2 protein-coding genes are annotated in these 1,571 nt (G+C 69.6%); one reads left to right on the top strand and one right to left on the bottom strand.

Annotation, left to right across the window (positions count from 1 at the left end):
* Positions 1 to 67: 67 nt before the first annotated feature.
* A complete protein-coding gene (locus tag LN042_RS36745; RefSeq protein WP_230055814.1) occupies positions 68 to 550 on the top strand; it encodes a hypothetical protein in 483 nt (160 codons plus the stop codon).
* Here the strand turns inward: LN042_RS36745 and LN042_RS36740 are convergent.
* On the bottom strand, positions 516 to 1,298 hold the full coding sequence (locus LN042_RS36740; protein WP_230055813.1) for an IS5 family transposase: 783 nt from the start codon (positions 1,296 to 1,298) through the stop codon (positions 516 to 518). The two genes, LN042_RS36745 and LN042_RS36740, sit on opposite strands and share 35 nt — an antisense overlap.
* Between the last annotated feature and the right edge of the window lie 273 nt (positions 1,299 to 1,571).

The following is a 1,571-nucleotide window of genomic DNA, read 5'->3' as shown; positions in this document are numbered from 1 at the left end:
AGGCATAGTGCCGGCGCCTCGGTGGCAGAGACGTGGTGTCGTGTCGTCTCTTCGATGGAGGTGCCGGATGCCGTCGGTGATGGGGCTGTTGGAGGAGCGTGAGCGTGCTGCCCGGCAACGGGTGGAGGCCCTGCAGACCCAGCTGCAGGAGGCGGAAGCCGCGTGGGAACGGTTCGTGATCGCCCGTCAGACGGTGGCCGAGGTTCTGGCAGAACCCCGCGCAGGCGAGGAGGCGCCGCTGGCAGGTATGGCCGGTGAACGGCCTGCGCGGGTCGCAAGGGCAGTGCCCGGATCGGTGGTTCCCGCCTGGAGGGAAGGGCTCGCTCTCGACTCGCTGGCGCCGGACTACCAGCGGCTCGTGGAGGTCCTGGCGGAGAGCGGGGAGGAGATGGACTGTCGCCAGCTCGCGGCGGCTTTGGGCCTGGAGGTGGTGGCGGGGAAGGTTGAGGGGGTGCGGTCGAAGGTGAAGCGCTTGGCCGCGCGGGGCTGGCTGGCCGAGGAACGGCCGGGGATGTTCAGCGTGCTCGCCGGGCGAGCCGGCGGCTCATGACCATGGTCATCGACCACCGGATCATCGCTTCGGCGGTGTCGGTGCGGGTCTCGTAGTCGCGGGCCAGGCGGCGGGAACGCATCAGCCATGCGAACGTCCGCTCGACCAGCCACCTTTTCGGCAGCACGGTGAACCCGGTGGCGTCGTCGGTCCGCTTGACCACGGTCAGCACGATCCGCAGAACGTCGCGGGCGAGGTCGACCAGGCGCCCGGTGTAGCCGCCGTCGGCCCACACCAGCGTGATGCGCCAGTGCCGCTCACGCAGCCGCTCCAGCAATGTCTTGCCGGCCTCGCGGTCGGTGACGCAGGCTGCGGTGACCAGCACTGTCAGCAGCAGCCCGAGGGTGTCCACGACGATGTGCCTCTTGCGGCCGTTCACCTTCTTCCCGCCGTCGAATCCCCGCGTGGCGGCCGGCACCGACGCCGCCGCCTTCACCGATTGGGCGTCGATGATGCCAGCGGTCGGCTCCGGATCGCGGCCCGCTGCCTCGCGGACCCGATCCCGCAGCCGGTCGTGGAACTCGGCGACCAGGCCCTTGTCCCGCCAGCGCCGGAAGAAGGCGTAGACGCGGTCCCAGGCGGGGAAGTCCGCGGGCATCGCCCTCCAGGTGATGCCTCCCGCGACGAGGTAGCGCACCGCGTCGACCAGCTGCCGGTGGCAGTAACCCTCCGGCTGCCCACCCCTTCCCTCCAGCCAGGCGGGCACGGGCATCGCGTCGCGTACGACGGCCCACTCCGCATCCGTCATGTCCGAGGGGTACCTCGGACGCCTGTGCGGGTTATTCCCGGCGTTCCCGAACCGGTGGGCGAGACAATCACACTCCGGGGCAGCCGAGTTGGAGCCGACCGGCGTGAGGGCGTACAACTGCGACAACAGGGCCTCCTGGCGCGCTCAAGGTCTCGACAACCCCGAGCTGCACCAGAGGCCCTGTCTTCATACTCGCCACGCGGCAAGATCACCCGACCGAGCTGTTCCAGTCGAACTCACGTCCATCAAGATCGGTACGACAACGGCTTCTTA

The organism is Kitasatospora humi (assembly GCF_020907985.1).
GTDB classification, from domain to species: domain Bacteria; phylum Actinomycetota; class Actinomycetes; order Streptomycetales; family Streptomycetaceae; genus Kitasatospora; species Kitasatospora humi.
This window is presented reverse-complemented; position numbering and strand designations above follow the sequence as displayed.

Excerpts from the sequence above, each read along its gene's own strand:
- LN042_RS36740 (WP_230055813.1), bottom strand. The coding sequence starts at position 1,298 with ATGACGGATGCGGAGTGGGCCGTCGTACGCGACGCGATGCCCGTGCCC.
- LN042_RS36745 (WP_230055814.1), top strand. The coding sequence starts at position 68 with ATGCCGTCGGTGATGGGGCTGTTGGAGGAGCGTGAGCGTGCTGCCCGG.